Source organism: Pseudomonas sp. So3.2b, assembly GCF_019464415.1.
Classification (GTDB): Bacteria; Pseudomonadota; Gammaproteobacteria; order Pseudomonadales; family Pseudomonadaceae; genus Aquipseudomonas; species Aquipseudomonas shahriarae.
Window position 1 is genome coordinate 5,314,698 of record NZ_CP080494.1, and the last position, 15,398, is coordinate 5,330,095.

Annotated in this window: 16 protein-coding genes, 1 pseudogene and 1 riboswitch; of the genes and pseudogenes, 8 read left to right on the forward strand and 9 right to left on the reverse strand. The window is 60.7% G+C overall.

Features of this window, described 5'->3' with window-relative positions:
• Positions 1-19: 19 nt before the first annotated feature.
• From K1X80_RS23865 to K1X80_RS23875, 3 genes are all read right to left on the reverse strand, one after another.
• Positions 20-1,894 (reverse strand): DUF1302 domain-containing protein, encoded by a 1,875-nt coding sequence (locus K1X80_RS23865; RefSeq protein ID WP_057958477.1) that lies wholly within the window; start codon positions 1,892-1,894, stop codon positions 20-22.
• A 335-nt stretch (positions 1,895-2,229) separates the two neighbouring features.
• On the reverse strand, positions 2,230-3,912 hold the full coding sequence (locus K1X80_RS23870; protein ID WP_057438159.1) for a fatty acid--CoA ligase: 1,683 nt from the start codon (positions 3,910-3,912) through the stop codon (positions 2,230-2,232).
• Between the two features lie 147 nt (positions 3,913-4,059).
• Complete coding sequence (locus tag K1X80_RS23875; RefSeq protein ID WP_057438156.1) at positions 4,060-4,689, reverse strand: LysE family translocator; 630 nt, start codon at positions 4,687-4,689, stop codon at positions 4,060-4,062.
• Positions 4,690-4,773: 84 nt separating this feature from the next.
• Between K1X80_RS23875 and K1X80_RS23880 the strand changes: the two genes are divergently transcribed.
• From K1X80_RS23880 to K1X80_RS23890, 3 genes are all read left to right on the forward strand, one after another.
• The gene (locus tag K1X80_RS23880) at positions 4,774-5,739 is read left to right on the forward strand and encodes a 2-hydroxyacid dehydrogenase (RefSeq protein WP_128592808.1); all 966 of its coding nucleotides are present in this window, start codon (positions 4,774-4,776) and stop codon (positions 5,737-5,739) included.
• Between the two features lie 31 nt (positions 5,740-5,770).
• A complete protein-coding gene (locus K1X80_RS23885; protein WP_057958474.1) occupies positions 5,771-6,769 on the forward strand; it encodes a class I SAM-dependent methyltransferase in 999 nt (332 codons plus the stop codon).
• Between the two features lie 51 nt (positions 6,770-6,820).
• A riboswitch (yybP-ykoY riboswitch) is annotated at positions 6,821-6,940 on the forward strand.
• An 89-nt stretch (positions 6,941-7,029) separates the two neighbouring features.
• Positions 7,030-7,614 (forward strand): TMEM165/GDT1 family protein, encoded by a 585-nt coding sequence (locus tag K1X80_RS23890; RefSeq protein WP_057438151.1) that lies wholly within the window; start codon positions 7,030-7,032, stop codon positions 7,612-7,614.
• Between the two features lie 126 nt (positions 7,615-7,740).
• Here K1X80_RS23890 and K1X80_RS23895 read toward each other — a convergent pair whose 3' ends face one another.
• A complete protein-coding gene (locus K1X80_RS23895) occupies positions 7,741-8,559 on the reverse strand; it encodes a M48 family metallopeptidase (protein WP_057958473.1) in 819 nt (272 codons plus the stop codon).
• 1,305 nt (positions 8,560-9,864) lie between these two features.
• On the opposite strand from K1X80_RS23895, the pseudogene K1X80_RS28660 reads away from it, so the two are divergent.
• Together K1X80_RS28660 and K1X80_RS28665 are read left to right on the forward strand one after the other, a co-directional pair.
• Positions 9,865-10,059, forward strand: a pseudogene (locus tag K1X80_RS28660) (HAMP domain-containing protein); the annotation flags it as partial.
• Between the two features lie 114 nt (positions 10,060-10,173).
• Positions 10,174-10,917 (forward strand): methyl-accepting chemotaxis protein, encoded by a 744-nt coding sequence (locus K1X80_RS28665; protein WP_390897828.1) that lies wholly within the window; start codon positions 10,174-10,176, stop codon positions 10,915-10,917.
• A gap of 130 nt (positions 10,918-11,047) precedes the next feature.
• On the opposite strand, the gene K1X80_RS23905 is transcribed toward K1X80_RS28665, so the two are convergent.
• The 3 genes from K1X80_RS23905 to K1X80_RS23915 are packed head-to-tail and all read right to left on the reverse strand — an operon-like array spanning position 11,048 to position 12,159.
• Positions 11,048-11,668, reverse strand: coding sequence for an SOS response-associated peptidase (locus tag K1X80_RS23905; RefSeq protein ID WP_057438144.1), 621 nt, complete (start codon positions 11,666-11,668; stop codon positions 11,048-11,050).
• A gap of 36 nt (positions 11,669-11,704) precedes the next feature.
• Positions 11,705-11,965, reverse strand: a complete 261-nt coding sequence (locus tag K1X80_RS23910) for a putative signal transducing protein (RefSeq protein ID WP_057444473.1) — start codon at positions 11,963-11,965, stop codon at positions 11,705-11,707.
• A gap of 11 nt (positions 11,966-11,976) precedes the next feature.
• Positions 11,977-12,159, reverse strand: coding sequence for a CPXCG motif-containing cysteine-rich protein (locus K1X80_RS23915; protein WP_057438139.1), 183 nt, complete (start codon positions 12,157-12,159; stop codon positions 11,977-11,979).
• A gap of 144 nt (positions 12,160-12,303) precedes the next feature.
• Here K1X80_RS23915 and K1X80_RS23920 point away from each other — a divergent pair, with 144 nt between their 5' ends.
• Positions 12,304-13,467, forward strand: coding sequence for a 1-acyl-sn-glycerol-3-phosphate acyltransferase (locus tag K1X80_RS23920; RefSeq protein ID WP_186625286.1), 1,164 nt, complete (start codon positions 12,304-12,306; stop codon positions 13,465-13,467).
• Between the two features lie 135 nt (positions 13,468-13,602).
• Here the strand turns inward: K1X80_RS23920 and K1X80_RS23925 are convergent, their stop codons facing one another.
• Complete coding sequence (locus K1X80_RS23925; RefSeq protein WP_057958469.1) at positions 13,603-13,860, reverse strand: hypothetical protein; 258 nt, start codon at positions 13,858-13,860, stop codon at positions 13,603-13,605.
• 184 nt (positions 13,861-14,044) lie between these two features.
• On the opposite strand from K1X80_RS23925, the gene K1X80_RS23930 reads away from it, so the two are divergent.
• Entirely contained in the window at positions 14,045-14,254 is a 210-nt protein-coding gene (locus K1X80_RS23930) for a hypothetical protein (protein WP_008434269.1), read from the forward strand.
• Positions 14,255-14,310: 56 nt separating this feature from the next.
• Here the strand turns inward: K1X80_RS23930 and K1X80_RS23935 are convergent, their stop codons facing one another.
• Complete coding sequence (locus K1X80_RS23935; RefSeq protein WP_029291738.1) at positions 14,311-14,898, reverse strand: YajG family lipoprotein; 588 nt, start codon at positions 14,896-14,898, stop codon at positions 14,311-14,313.
• Between the two features lie 170 nt (positions 14,899-15,068).
• Here K1X80_RS23935 and K1X80_RS23940 point away from each other — a divergent pair, with 170 nt between their 5' ends.
• Positions 15,069-15,305, forward strand: coding sequence for a hypothetical protein (locus tag K1X80_RS23940; protein ID WP_057958468.1), 237 nt, complete (start codon positions 15,069-15,071; stop codon positions 15,303-15,305).
• The last annotated feature ends 93 nt before the right edge of the window (positions 15,306-15,398 follow it).

Consider the following 15,398-nt stretch of genomic DNA (forward strand, 5'->3'; position numbering starts at 1 on the left):
TTCCTGAAATGCAGTGTACTTAGAAGTTCGCGCCGAAACTCAGGGCCACGAAATCGCGGTCAACCGAGGTGTTGTAGTCGCCACCAAAGAAGTTGGTGTAGGCCAGGCTCGCCGTGTAGGTGTTCTGGTATTCCGCGTCCAGCCCCAGGCTCACCGCTTTGCGACCTTCTTCAAAGTTGCCGCCAGGACCTGGCGAGTAACCGTTCACATCATGGGACCACGCCACGTTAGGCTTGAGGTTCACGCCGGCGAAGACATCCGGGTATTCCCAGATTGCCCGGCCACGGTAGCCCCAGGAAGTGGCGGTAGTGAAGCCATCATTGTTGCAATTGGCAGTAAGGTTGCTGGCATCGGTGCCAGGTCCGGCACCGGCAATTGTTCCGCCGTTAAGCGTTGCACAAAGAGCGCCTTGCCCAGGGCCATACACCGGATCACGCCCGTAACGTGCTTTGTTACTGCTTTCCAGGCCACCGACGTGGGTCACGCCCACTTCACCGACCAACGTCAAGCGACTTGCTCCCATCACTTGATCGAAGAAGTGCGTAAAGGTCGTCTGGAACTGGGTAACTTCCTTACGCCGGTAGCCGTTCAGATCCTGGTCAGCAGAGCCTTTAAGTGGCGAAGCGTCCCCCAGGCCCAACAGCGGCGTTACGCCCGCATACAAAATATCGGTGGTATTGAGTTGCACTGGCGCATTCGGCCGATAGCTCAATTCACCACTCCATGCGGTCCCTGTCGCCAGCGTGGTGGAGAAGCTCAAGCCATACAGCCGAATATCCTCCGGGTACTCGACAAAGTAGCTGGAGTTACCGGCCACAATGAGAGGACGCAACTGACTGGCGCCGGGTGTAAACGTCAATGCGTTAGCTGCTGCGTAGGTCGCAGCGGAGGCGCCCCTGGCGCTGAAAATCGGCGCACGGCTGTGATAGTTCATGAAATACGCGCCGAACTCAGTGTCCAGCGGCTCAAAGTTGTAGTGCATCGCCACGCCGAACTGACCGCTATCACGTGCGTCGCGATCAGGGCCACGCTTGACCAGCACACCCTCCTCATTGATGTTCACGCCAAACGCGTTCATCAACGGCAAACCACCGCCCGCCGCGATCACTGAACGCTTGCTGAGCAAGCGCAAGTTATCGTTGCAGCCGTCAGCAATCACATCCGGCTGCGAGAAGAATGTCCCGCAGTTGTCGGTGATCGTCTGATCCCATTCCAACTGGTAGAACGCTTCTGCCGACAGGTTATCGGTCAAGGATTGCGACACGTAGAACATGTTGACCGGAATCAGGCCTTCCTTGATTTCGGCGCCCGGACGACGGAACGCAGACACGTCGATCGGGTTGACGGAGTTGATACCACCGCCAATGAAAGTACTTTCACCCCAGCTCACTACTTGCTTACCAAAACGCACCGAACCCGGCGCATCGGCAATGGAGTAGTTGTGGTAGATGAACGCATCGAGAATCTGCCCGCCGGAAGACTTGGCGCCCTCTTTGCGATTGTGGTCGCTGATGTCCTTGAACTCGCGGCCTTCATCCTTGAGTTCGAAGTCGTACCAGTATTTGCCACGCACGAATACACCGGTATCGCCGTACTTCAGTTCCAGGTCATGGATGCCCTTGAAGATCTTCGAGAACGTCTCCCCGCGCTTGAAGTTCAAGTGACCGTCATCGGAGGTCTGCGACAGCCCCTTGCCACCGTTGTTGACACCAATCAGGTCGCGATCGGGCTTGGCCGTGCTCCAGCTGGCCCCCACCGACAGGGACGAGTCGAAGCTGCCTTCGACCTCACCAATGTTGAAACTGACGCCGAATGCGGGCCCGGCGAGGGTCGAGGCAAGACTGACCGCCAGGGGTAATCTCGCCCGGCGCCAGAACTGATTTACTGAGGTCATCGACGCTACTCCATGTGCATTTTATTGTTATGGCAGTGAGCCTTTTCAAACACGCTTGTAACGGCCGGAATACAACGATTCCAATGCCAGACAGCCACCGGACCACCCAGGACCGCAGCGCCGCATCCTTGAAAAACTCTGGGAGGGACTATAGCCAGCAGGGGGTACCGCTTGATCCCTCTAAAGTGTGATTTGCATCACCAACCCGTCTGCGACAGCCCTTTCGCCATGTCAGCGAGGGCTGACGCAAAAGAGGATGGCTGAAATTCGGAAAATGACAAGGCGAAGGCTTGTAATAGAGCATTGCCGTGCCCGAACGGGCACGGCACAAGGGCTCAGAGCGTGGACAGGAAGGTGCTGTTATTGGCCTGCCATTCAATGATGTCGATACGGATACGTTTCTTGTCCAGCTTACCGACGCTGGTCTTGGGAATTTCCGTAACAATGGCAATCTGACTTGGAATTGCCCACTTGCTCAGGTGGCCCTGCTCGACATACGGCTTGAGGTGTTCCTTGAGTTCGCGGGCGCCAATCCCGTGGCCTTCACGGACCACCAACAGGGCAAACGGACGCTCGCCCCACTGCGGGTCGGCAATCCCGACCACCGCTACTTCGCGTACCGCCGGGTGACGGCTGACCAGGTCCTCAAGGGCCAGGGATGAAATCCACTCGCCGCCGGTCTTGATCACGTCCTTGATACGGTCGCGAATGTCGATCACACCGAAGGCATCGAGGGTGGCCACGTCGCCGGTGTGCATCCAGCCGCCTTCCCAGAGTTCGGCGCCCTTCTGCGGCTCGTTGAAATACCCCTCGCTGAGCCATGGCGCGCGCAGCACCAGTTCGCCCTGGGACTCGCCATCGGCCGGGAGGAAGTTGCCGTCCCCGTCGATGATCGCGGCTTCCACCAACGGCCCCGGCACACCGGCCTTGATCCGGTAGGTGGTGCGCTCGTCTTCGCTGCCGGCCATCAGTTCTTCGTTGAGGTGGGCACAGGACACCAGCGGGCCGGTCTCGGACATCCCATAGGCCGCTGTCAACTGGATGCCACGGGCCTTGGCTGCTTCATACAGCGAGCGGTTGAGGGCGCTGCCGCCAATCACGATTTTCCACCCGCCAAAATCCACGCCCTGGGCGGCCTTGGCGTTGAGCAGCATCTGCAGGATGGTCGGCACACAGTGGGAGAACGTGACCTTCTCTTTGCGCCACAACTCCACCAGGTATTCCGGGTCGTAGCGGCCAGGGTAGACCTGCTTGAGGCCGAGCATGGTCGCCACATACGGCAAGCCCCAGGCGTGGACGTGGAACATCGGCGTGATGGGCATGTACACATCGTTGGTGCCCAGCAGGCGCACGCTGTCGACGCTGCCCATGATGGTCGCCACGCCGATGGTGTGCAGCACCAGTTGGCGGTGGGTGAAATACACACCCTTGGGGTTACCGGTGGTACCGGTGGTGTAGAAGGTGGTAGCCACCGAATGCTCGTCGAAGTCCTCGAAGGTGTAGTGCGTGCTGGCAGCGGCCAATAGCGTTTCGTACTCGCCTACCAGGTTGGGCAGATCGGCGGTTTTCTCGTCGCCATCGGTCAGCAGCAGGGTTTTGTCGACGGTGGTCAATTGGCCGGCAATGGCCTGGTACAGGCCGACGAACTCGCTGTTGACCAGCACAAAGCGGTCCTCGGCGTGGTTCATCGTGTAGAGGATCTGCTCTGGCGACAGGCGCACGTTGATGGTGTGAATCACCGCGCCAATCATCGGAATGGCGAACATGCATTCCAGGTAACGGTGGCTGTCCCAGTCCATCACGGCCACGGTATCACCGGCCTTGACCCCGGCTGCGGTCAGCACATTGGCCAGGCGGGCGACGCGTTCGATCAGGGTGGGGTAGGTGTAGCGCAGCTTGTCGCGGTAGACGATTTCCCGGGTTTTCTCGTAGCGCGCACCCGACATCAACAGGCGCTTGATCAACAGCGGGTATTGGTAGGCGCCTTCGGCGGGCGGGATAACACGAGTCTGCAACATACGAATCCCTTTTTATGACTGCACGGTCTTGGCTAAAGGATTTGCACTGTAGAGACCTTGCACGCCGGCCAAATCAGCCGAAGGAATGATTTGCAGAGCCGGATGAATGCTAGCTTTGCGCCAGCATTCATTCAGCCAGCGGCGCCTTTAGCGCTCGGTGAGGGCCACTTTCACACCAATGGCAATCAGCACCGCACCCATGCTCCGATCAAACCAATGGCCCATGCGCGCAAACCCGGCGCGCACGCGCTGTTGGCTGAACAACATGGCCACCATGCAGAACCACAGGGCGGTAGCCACGGCCAGGTACAGGCCATAACCGGCCTGGATGGCCAGCGGCGTGTGGGGGTTGATCACCACGGTGAACAGCGACAGGAAAAACAGCGTGGCCTTGGGGTTCAGGCCATTGGTCACAAAGCCCGAGGTAAAGGCGCCGCGGGCACTGCGCTCGCCCACTTCGCGGTGCAAGTCTTCTTCACTGGCAGGCTTGGCCGGCTGCGCCCGCAGGGCTTTGAAGCCGATATACAACAGGTAGGCCGCCGCCGCCCATTTCAAGGCGTTGAACAGCACGATGGACTGGGACACGATCAAACCGATACCGAGCAACGAGTAGCCAACGTGAAGGAAAATCGCCGAACCGACGCCCAACGCCGTCCAAGTGCCGGCACGCCGGCCATGGGTCACGCTCTCGCGTACCACCACGGCAAAGTCCGGCCCGGGGCTGGCCACGGCCAGCAGGTGAATCAACGCCACGGTCAAAAACTCGGTGAGGTACATGCACACTCCAAGAAGTAACTGATTATTTCATCTGGTAGGCTCGGCAGATTACGCCTTCGAACCCTGTCGCAAAAGGTACAGTTGATGACGAACAATCGCCGCGCCGTCTTCCTTGATCACCCTTCCCTGGACCAGGGGGACCTTGACCTCAGCGGGTTGCGGGAGACCTTCAGCGACTTGCAGTTGTGCGAACAGACCTCGGCCGATCAAGTGGTCGAGCGCCTGCAAGGCGCCCAGGTAGCGATCAGTAACAAGATCCTGATCAACGCCCAGACGATGGCCGCCTGCCCTGACCTGAAACTGATCCTGATCGCCGCCACCGGCACCAACAACGTCGACCTGGCCGCCGCCCGCACCCAGGGCATTACCGTGAGTAACTGCCAGGGTTACGGCACGCCGTCAGTGGCGCAACACACGATCATGCTGCTGCTCAACCTCGCCACGCGCCTGAAGGACTATCAAAAAGACGTCGATGCCGGGCTGTGGCAGCAAGCCAAGCAGTTCTGCCTGCTGGACTACCCGATTGTCGAGCTGGAAGGCAAAACCCTGGGTTTACTGGGCCATGGCGAACTGGGCGGCGCCGTCGCGCGTCTGGCTGAAGCCTTTGGCATGCGCGTAGTGCTGGGCGCCATCCCCGGTCGCCCGCCCCGCGCAGATCGGGTGCCACTGGACGAACTGCTGCCGCAGATCGACGCCCTGACCCTGCATTGCCCGCTCAACGAACATACGCGGCACTTTATCGGCGCCCGCGAACTGGCTCTGCTCAAGCCGGGCGCGTTCGTGGTCAACACCGCACGCGGTGGCCTGATTGATGAACAGGCCTTGGCAGACGCCCTGCGCGGCGGTCATCTGGGGGGCGCGGCCACCGATGTGCTGAGCGTCGAACCGCCGACCGCCGGCAACCCGCTGCTGGCGAGCGACATCCCACGGCTGATCATCACCCCACACAGTGCGTGGGGCAGTCGCGAAGCGCGGCAACGGATCGTCGGCCAATTGACCGAAAACGCCCGGGGCTTTTTCAGCGGAGCACCGCAGCGCGTCGTCAGTTGATAAACTGCGCTCCTTTTTCAGGGAGCAGACCATGGATCCGCGCAGTGAAGTACTGCTTCGTCAGGCCGAACTTTTTCAAGGCAATGTGTTACTGGCCGGCCTGCCCGCCGACGACCTGCTGGGCCGCCTGCCCAATGCCCATGGCTGGTGCTGGCATGCGGGCGATCAGGCGGCGCTGGATGCGCGGTTTGCCGAGCGCAGCCATTTCGGGGTGAATGTACCGCAGCGTGCCTTCGACACAGCCGTGGTATTCCTGCCCAAGTCCAAGGACCTCGCCGACTACATCCTCAAGGCTGTGGCGGCACGGCTGTCGGGCGCCGAGTTGTACCTGGTGGGCGAAAAACGCGGCGGCATCGAAAGCGCCGCCAAACAACTGAACGCCTTCGGCAAACCACGCAAGCTCGACAATGCGCGGCACTGCCAGCTGTGGCTGGCCACCGTGGCCGACGCCCCGGCAGCCCCCGACCTGGCAAGCCTGGCCGAGGTCTTTGAAGTGCCACTGGCCGACGGGCCGCTCAAGGTCGTCAGCTTGCCCGGCGTGTTCAGCCATGGCCGCCTGGATCGCGGCACCGCGCTTTTGCTCGAACACCTGGACAAGCTGCCCAGCGGTCATCTGCTGGACTTCGGCTGTGGCGCCGGCGTGCTCGGCGCGGCGGTCAAGCGGCGCTATCCGCACAACACCGTGACGCTGCTCGACGTGGACGCCTTCGCCACCGCCAGCAGTCGCCTGACCCTGGAGGCCAATGGCCTGGAAGGCGAAGTGCTGACCGGTGATGGCATCGACGCCGCGCCCATGGGCCTGGATGCGATTCTGAGCAACCCGCCGTTCCATGTCGGGGTGCATACGGATTATTTCGCTACGGAAAACCTGCTGCGAAAAGCACGCCAACATCTGAAAAACGGTGGCGAACTTCGGCTAGTTGCCAACAGCTTCCTGAAGTACCAACCACTGATCGAAGAGCATCTGGGCGTGTGCGCAGTCAAGGCCGAGGGCCAGGGTTTTCGCATCTACCGTGCCAAGCGCGGCTGACGGGCGTTTGAAAAAGAACGCTTGCCGAATGGATTTTGCCAAGGCAGAATCCGCTCCGTCCTAGGGGAGTAGTCTCCCACGAGCAACATGCTCGTCCGGCATACGTCAACATACTTGGTCAGCAGACCATGGCGTATGCGACCCAGGAGTCCGCACAGACGGACCGGGGTTTGACAAGACCTATGACACGCACACCTTACCCGGGGCGGGAAGGCTGTACGTGTCATAGCCGTGTCGACCCGCCCCTGGAAACCTACCTGATGCTGGATTCACTCCTCGTTCCTACCGCAATCGTTGCCTTGGCCGAAATCGGCGACAAGACGCAATTGCTCGCGCTCATCCTCGCCGCACGCTTTCGCAAACCCTGGCCGATCATCGCCGGCATCATCGCCGCGACCCTGGCCAACCACGCCGCCGCCGGTGCCGTGGGTGCCTGGTTTGGCAGTTTCTTCTCGGATGCGGTGTTGCACTGGATACTCGCTGCGAGCTTCTGCGCCACGGCCCTGTGGACCCTGGTGCCGGACAAGCTCGACGATGACGAGGCCAGTACTTCACGCAAGTTCGGGCCGTTCCTGACCACGCTGATTGCGTTCTTCATCGCAGAAATCGGGGACAAGACGCAGATCGCCACGGTGATGCTGGCGGCGCAATACCCGGAGTTGTGGCTGGTGATTATCGGTACCACCCTGGGCATGCTGATTGCCAACGTGCCGGTGGTTCTGGCGGGGAATTTCGCCGCGGAGAAACTACCGCTGACCCTGATTCGGCGCCTGGCGGCCTCGGCGTTCTTTATCCTGGCGCTGGTGGCGGTGTACAAGGCCATGCAAAGCAGCGGCTGGTTGTAACCCTTTGCAAATGTGGGAGCTGGCTTGCCTGCGATAGCGCTGTATCAGTCACGTATTAATTAACTGAACCACCGCTATCGCGAGCAAGCCCGCTCCCAGCTTTGGATCGTCACAAGGCCTGGATTATCAGGACTTCTTGGCCTGCTGGTACAACGGCATCACCTTGGGAATCGCCGCCTGCAACGAGGCGATCCGGCTGCTGGAGGCCGGGTGGGTGCTCATGAACTCAGGCGGTGCGCCTTCGGAGGCCTTGGCCATTTTGTTCCAGAGCGTGATGGCCGCGTTCGGGTTGTAACCGGCGCGGGCCGAGAGTTCCAGGCCGATCAGGTCGGCTTCGTTCTCGTTGCTGCGGCTGTTGGGCAAGGTCATGCCGTAGTTGGCCACGGTATCGGCCAGCGCCATGCTGTCCTGGCCCAGGCCCAACAATGCGCCGGCGCCCTGCTTGGCCATCTCGATGCCGTAGGCCTTGGACATGGCTTCGCGGCCATGTTCACGCAGGGCGTGGGCAATTTCATGGCCCATGACCGCCGCCAGCTCATCATCGGTCAACTTGAGGGTGTCGATCAGCCCGCTGTAGACAAATATCTTGCCGCCAGGCCCGCAGTTGGCGTTCATCTCGTCGCTTTTGATCAGGTTCACTTCCCACTTCCACTGCGCCGCATCCGGACGGAAGGTGGGAGCCTGGGCGATCAGGCGCTTGGCGATAGCCTGCACACGTTTGGCGTTGGTGCTGGTCTTGTCCAGCAGGCCCTTGCCACTGGCTTCGCCAAGGGTCTGCTGGTACGACTGCGCGTACATCTGGTCGACTTCCTGGCTCGACAGCATGCTGAACATGTACTGCTTGCGCTCCACACCCACGGCGCCGCCACTGGTGGTGTTGACCGACTGGCAACCGGCGAGCAGCAAGGCTGCGCTCAATGCCGTTACCGCCAAATATTTTTTCATGCGCCTTCTCCCTGAAATTATGGCGCATATCCTAGGCCCTCCCTTGTATCTGCGCCAGATACACCTGACGCATAACCGCTGATTTCAGACATCCCCCACGCCCACAACCATTCTATAAACGACACCCCTGATTCTTTTACAGGGCAGCACCTCATGTCTGCAGCGCCTGTGGCCGATATAAGAAAACAGATGATGCCCTAAGCGCCCGGAGCTTCCATGAAATTCAAGTCGATTCAGTTTTCTGTTGCGGCATTGGCCGGGGCCATCGTGCTGAGCGTCGTGGCGGCCCTGGTGCTGTACGCGCTGTTCGCCGGCGCACGGACCCAGGACATGGTGCAGGCACGCACCCAGGCGCAATTCGAGCAGATCATCGAGCAACGGCTCACGGCACTCGCCCACACTCAAGCCACACTGATCCAGCGCGAACTGGAAGCGCCACTGGTGACCGCCAAAGGCCTGGCCACCACCAACGCACTGATGGGCATGAAAGACGCAAACGGCGGCGCCCCATTGCAGGTTAGCCGCGAACAACTGATCAACCTGCTGCACGAAACCGTGGTGCGCAACCCGAAAGTCCTCGGCTCCTATATCGCCTGGGAACCCAATGCCATCGACCACAACGACGCCAACTACCTGAACACCGCCGTGGTTGGCATAGAGCCCACAAACGGGCGCTTTATGCCCTGGTGGTTCCGCAACCAGGACGGCAGCCTGGGCCTGGAAAAACTCGCCGACCTGACCGACCAGAAAATTCTCTCCACCGGCATCCGCGCCAGTGAGTACTACCTCTGCTCCAAGGAAACCCAAAAACCCTGCGTCATCGACCCCGCGCCCTATCGCGTAGGCAATACCACGGTGATGCTGGCCTCGTTTATCGAGCCGATCATGATCGACGCAAAGTTCCAGGGCATCGTCGGCGCCGATCTGTCGGTTAACTTCATCCAGGAAATGCTGACCGCTGCCGACCAGAAGCTGTACAACGGTGCCGGCGAAATGGCGCTGATTTCCAACAATGGCCGCCTGGTCGCCTATACCAAGGACGCCAGCAAGCTGGGAGAGAAAGCCAGCGACCTGTTCGACAAAAATACAATCGATCACCTCAACCAGCCGAACGTCGGCGAAGTCCGCTACGACGTCGACCAGGCCCAGGGGCTGATCGAGTTGTTCCTGCCCTTCAACATCGGCCAGACCGATGCGCGCTGGACCTTGATGCTGCAACTGCCGTTGGGCACGGTGATGGCCGACTTGCAAGCGCTGCAGGGCGACCTGGACGCCCAGCGCAAAACCGATATCTTCGGCATGACCATGGTTGGCCTGGTGATTGCCGGCATCGGCCTGCTGGTGATCTGGCTGGTGGGGCATGGCATTGCCCGGCCGCTCAAGCAGATGGTGGCGATGCTCAATGACATCGCCCAGGGCGAAGGCGATTTGACACGCCGCCTGACCAGTGACCGCGCCGACGAACTGGGCGCGATTGCCGCCGGCTTCAATACCTTTCTGATCAAGCTGCAGGGCATGATTACCCAGGTGGTCAGTTCGGTGCAGAAAGTCAGCGATTCGTCGGAACACACCGCCGACATCGCCATCCGCACCAACCTCGGGGTGCACAAGCAAATGGTCGAGATCGACCAGGTCGCCACCGCCGTGCACGAGATGACCGCCACCGCCCAGGACGTGGCCCGCAATGCCACCCAGGCCGCACAAGCCGCCACCCATGCCGACCAGGCTGCGAGCCAGGGCATGCAGATTGTGCGCGACACCTCCACGTCCATCGGCGCCCTGGCCCTGGAGATCGGCAAGGCAGTGGGCGTGGTCCAGACCCTGGCCAAGGACAGCGAGAACATCAATGCCATCCTGATTGCCATCCGCGGCATTGCCGAGCAGACCAACCTGCTGGCCCTCAACGCCGCCATCGAAGCTGCACGGGCTGGCGAACAGGGCCGGGGCTTTGCGGTAGTGGCCGACGAGGTGCGCAACCTGGCGCAGAAAACCCAGAAGGCCACCGAAGAAATCCAGGCCATGATCCAGCAATTGCAGCAAGGCACGCGGGACGTGGTACGGGTCATGGAAGACAGCCAGCAGCGTACCGATGAAAGCGTGCAGCACGCGGCCAAGGCGGCCCAGGCCCTGGAGACCATCACCCAGGCCGTGTCGGTGATCAATGACATGAACACGCAGATTGCCAGTGCGGCAGAGGAACAGAGTGCGGTGGCCGAGGACATCAACCGCAATGTGATCAATATCGGCCAGGTGGCCAATGAGGTGGCGGGCGGTGCCGATGAGTCCAGTGCTGCCAGTGCGGGGCTGACCCAGTTGGCGGAGCAGCAGCGGCGGTTGATCAATCAGTTCAAGGTATAAAGGTTTCAGCGGCCTTCAGGGCCGTATCGCAGGCAAGCCAGCGCCCACATTTGAAGGTATTCACCCATCAAAATGTGGGAGCTGGCTTGCCTGCGATGGCGCCAGCGAATCCCCCACTCAACCCCCAGCCTCAACCCGGGGTCAAACACTCCGGCCCATTGAGCTTCGGATCATTGACCATGTTAGCCAGCACCCGCTCACGCAACGCCGCCGGCTCACCGGCCAGCAACCCCTGCAACACATGCAAAGGCGTCTCGGGATCGAGCCAGGCTTCCTGCCCCGCCGCATCCAGAATCAGCGGCCGGCGCTGGCTCTGCGCGGCCTGGGTCACCACTGCCGCGCTCAACCACACCTGCTCCTGCACCGGATAAGCCTCCCAGATCGCCGCAAAGAACAGCGTCGAGCCCTCCCCCGGCGTGAGCCAGTACGGCCGCTTGCGCTGGGTGCCACGCCATTCATAAAAGCCATTGGCTGGCAGCAGGCAGCGGCGCAGGCGAAAGGCCTCGCGAAACATCGGTTGTTCGGCCAGGGTTTCGGCGCGGGCATGGGCCGGGGTGCGGGACAGATCAGTCAACCAGGGGGGCGTCAGCCCCCAGCGGGCCCGCGCCAGGGTGCGCTGGCCGTCGGTAGCGCGCTGGATCAGCACCGAATCATTGGGAGAAATATTCCACTGGGCCTGTTGATCCGCCGGGAACCCCGGCAAGGCAGCGAAGGCGGGGTTCCAGCGAAACAGGGCATAACGTCCACACATGGGGCAACACGACTCTTGGGTAAACCGAACGACAGCCTAACAGACCAGCACGTCGGGGTAGCTGTCGGGTTCATCGCCGGGTAGCGGTTGGGCGCCGATATAGGCGGTAATCAACTCGCGGGCTTCACCAGCCTGGTCGTTCTCCACTTCCAGGCCCAACAGGCCGAAGATCGGCAGTTCACCCGTACCACCCAGCAGATGGCGCCCCACCAGATGGGCGTCGATACCTTCGCTGGCGAGCATTTGCTGCAGCAACTCGCCCTCCATCAGGTTTTCCGGTTCGTAGATTCGTTGCATGGCTGCCCCCCTTATTCATTCTCGCTGCGCACTTCGAGCATCCATTCCTCGCCGTGGACCTGCAGGTAGAAATTGATCGGCCGACAGCACACCTGGCAGTCCTCTATATAGTTCTGGTCACCGCCGGACAAATCCACAGATGTCTCGACCTCTTCACCACAATAAGGACAATCGTACAGCGCAGGTTCTAGCATCGCGGTCTCTCCCAGGTGACTTGTGCGTATAATCGCCGGTCTATTTGCAGGGCTTTTTCGTTTGATGCCATTTGTTCAGACCTGCCCTGTCACTTATCGATCCAAACCTTTACTTACCCTAGCCGTTTCTAACAAGAGAGCATGATGGGCGAATTCGATACCATCCGACCTTACAACGACAGCGAAGTCCCGGCAGTACTGGCCCGGCTGTTCAGTGACAAGGCCTTTCTGGACATCCTGACCCACTTTCGCTTCCCGCGCTTTGCCGGCGCCTTCGGCTGGCTGCTCAAGCCGCTGATCGCCCAGAAGCTGCGCCGTGAGTTCGCCGGTGTGACCACCGTCGCCACCTTGCAGGACAAAGTCGAGTTTTACGTCGACCACACCATCGACCGGGCGACCGACGGCGTCACCTATACCGGGGTCGAACAGCTCAAGTCCGGTACGGCCTATGTTTTCCTGGCCAACCACCGCGATATCGTGATGGACCCGGCCTTCGTCAACTATGCGGTGTACCACGCCGGCCTGCCAACACCGCGCATTGCCATCGGTGACAACCTGCTGCAGAAGCCGTTTGTCAGCGATCTGATGCGCCTGAACAAGAGTTTTATCGTACATCGCTCCATTACCGGGCGACGCGAGAAGATGGCGGCGTACCAACTGCTGTCGGCCTACATCAACCATTCGATCCGTAACGACTGCCAGTCGATCTGGATTGCCCAGGCCGAAGGCCGCGCCAAGGATGGGGATGATCGCACTGAGTCGGCGATCCTCAAGATGTTCCATATGAGCCGCAAGGATGAGCCGTTTGCTGACGTCATCCTGTCGCTGAACCTGACGCCGGTGTCCATCAGCTACGAATACGACCCGTGCGACGCGGCCAAGGCGCGCGAACTGTATATCCGCGCCACCACCGGCACCTACGCCAAAGCGCCAGGTGAAGATGACGTGAGCATTGCCCTGGGCATCACGGGCTACAAGGGCCGGGTCCACGTCAACTTCGCGCCGCCGATTGTCGAGCGTTTTGAAGACACCAAACAGTTGGCCATCGAGATGGACCGACAGATTCTGGGGGGCTACCGGTTATTTCCCGTGCATTACCTGGCCTACGCACAATGGAGCGACGCCGACCCGCAATTGCAGGTGCCGACGGCTGCCGAGGTGTTCCCGGCGGACGAGTTGGCCAAGGCGAAAGCAGAGTGGGAGCGACGCTTGATTGCCTGCCCGGCGGAGCACCGACCGTATCTGGTGCTGCAATATGCGATGCCGGTGCGTAATCAGTATCGGGTTAAAGCAGGGATTGTCCTGTAAGCCAATAGCGTGAACAACACACAACACAATGTGGGAGCGGGCTTGCCCGCGATGGTGGTGGGTCAGTTGATAACTATTTGACTGACACACCGCTATTGCGAGCAAGCCCGCTCCCACAGTGGTTTTGGGGTATTTTTACAATTGAGTGCTGAGCCAGGAGATCACTAGCGCCAGCCCGATACAGGCAAACCCGAGGCGGTAGCCCAGGCGATGACGGCGCTCGGTACGCACATCCAGAAACAGCATCGGCTGGTCGATTGCCCGCCCTTCACTTTGCGCGGCAAGTTGGGCCATCGCCCGCTGCTCCCGCAGGCGGGTCACAAACAGCAGCCCGGCGCCGGGGCAGGCAATCAACAATGCAGTGGTATTTAGCAGTAATGCCGGCAGCGACATCAAAAAACCTCGGTGTAACAGTGACCGGGTGTCCATCCAGATACAAACCTGAACGGACTGCGCCCTCCTGCGCATCACAGCTCCCTCCCCCATTGACGACTACTGTATCGAGTAATTTACAGCGTCACCTGAACGTCACCTTAACAAGCCACTCTGTTGCCCTTCGCACACAAGGGAGCTTGTCATGTTGCACGCGCAGAACCAGGATCGGCTGTATCTGATCGCCCCCAGCGATGAGCAAGAGGCGCTGGTCGGCGGCCTGGCGTTCAATGTCCAGGACCGGCACTGGCTGGTGTATTGCGCCCTCGGCGGGCACCAACATGCCGACCTGCCGGAGCTGGACCTGCTCACAGGCGTGAGTGTGCTGGACTTTTATGTCGAAACGGCGGCATGAAGAGCGCAGACACAAAAAAGCCGGGCCCGTAACGGGGCCCGGCTTTTTTCAGCTGATTATTGCGAGCTGAGGATCTGGCCGATGCTTGGATCCTTGAACAGACGCGTCAGGGCGTCACTCAACACGTCGCTGACCAGCTTGGTGTTGGTTTCCTGGTTCGGCGCCATGCCGAAGCGCTGGTCCAGGGACGCACCGTAACGGCCGCTGTAGCGACGGTTGCCGGCCGACACATCAGAGCGGAAGGTCGCACCGATGGTGGCTTCGGTCACGTACAGGCCTTCCTTGGGCGACTGATACTTCAGCTCTGCCAGGGTCACGGTCAGTTGCGGCGCGCCAGGCGAGTTGCTGGTCGGGGTGAAGCCCAGCAGGCGCACAGCCGCTTCGGCCTGGGCTTGCAGCTTGGGCAGCACGTCGGCACCAGTCACCGTGATGGCGCTGGTTTCCGGGTACAGGCCACCGCGGGTGCCCAGGGTCGGCGACGGACGACCGTCAACCACCCGCACCGAGACCGGCTGGCCATGGCCTACAGGCGCCAGCTGGGTGGTGAGCTTGGGTTGCGGGCTGAGTTGCTGCGGGCTGTGGGCGCAGCCAACCAGGGTCAAGCTGGTCACAGTGATCAAACCGAACAACAGGCGTTGCAACATGCTTTTCTCTCCAGAAATCAGGTACCGACAGCCGAGCAGTATAGCGGTGCGCCGCTGCCGGGAACTAGCGCCAGTTACAACCTCAGACACAGGCCCGCCGGCTGCGGTTCAGTGTCACCGATATGTCATGCTGGGCTGGCATGCTTGGCCCCATTATCAGGAGGCCCACCATGTTCGACTTTCTCTGGCGCTTATTCGCACGCAAGCCCGCCTTTCGACACTTTGCCCTGCTCGACGCGCAAGGTCGTTGCCAGGCATTCAAGCACTGCAGCCAGCCACCGGTGGGTGGAGGCTGGGTCGAAGTCGAGGAGATCCGCTTGAGCTGGATGCACCAGCCACTGCCCGCCCGCGCCCGCATCAGCCCGCGCCGCGCACGGTCATCACACCGCCTGCCGTTGACCGCCTGACCGAAGCGCTAATAAAAGTCATAAAACACGTCCATTTCCCTGCAGTTCTTCGCTACAATCTCCCCCCGATTATAAGGACGTCTCCTGATCGGG